This window comes from Synechococcus sp. BA-120 BA3, from assembly GCF_034931285.1.
Classification (GTDB): Bacteria; Cyanobacteriota; Cyanobacteriia; order PCC-6307; family Cyanobiaceae; genus Cyanobium.
This window is the reverse complement of the sequence record NZ_JAYGHZ010000526.1, coordinates 1-502: the sequence shown is the minus strand read 5'-3', so window position 1 is coordinate 502 and position 502 is coordinate 1. Positions and strand designations below refer to the sequence as shown.

Sequence of the window (502 nt, the reverse complement as noted above, 5' to 3'; positions counted from 1 at the left end):
GGCGGAGGCGGTGCTGCTGCATGGCTGCCACTGGGGACGGGCGGAGCTGGCCCGGCGTCGGGCCCGCAGCGGCAGCATCGGCTTCGCCCAGCTGCTGGAGGGGCTCGACCCCGGCCCGGACGCCACCGCTCCCACCCCCCTGCTGCGGGCGGTCGGGCAGCGCTACAGGGCCGCCCTGATCGATGAGTTCCAGGACACGGATCCGGTGCAGTGGCGGATCCTGCGGCTGGCCTTCCCCGGCGACACCCACCTGCTGGTGATGGTGGGGGATCCGAAGCAGGCCATCTACCGCTTCCGCGGCGGCGATCTGGACACCTACCGGCTCGCCCGCCGCAGCGCGGCGCGCGTTCTGGCGCTGCAGGAGAACCGCCGCTCAACTCCGGCGCTGATCGGGAGCCTCAACGGCCTGATGGCGCCGTCGGGCCTGCCCCGCTCGGGCCTGCCGGTGCCGGCGGTGCTGGCCCGTTCGCGGCGAAGCGGGCCCGACGACATGGCGCCGGTG

At 75.1% G+C, this 502-nt stretch carries 1 protein-coding gene; it reads left to right on the top strand.

From position 1 onward, the window contains the following. Positions 1-502 (top strand): UvrD-helicase domain-containing protein (locus VB737_RS17295; RefSeq protein ID WP_500314793.1); only part of this gene is annotated, 502 nt, incomplete at both ends.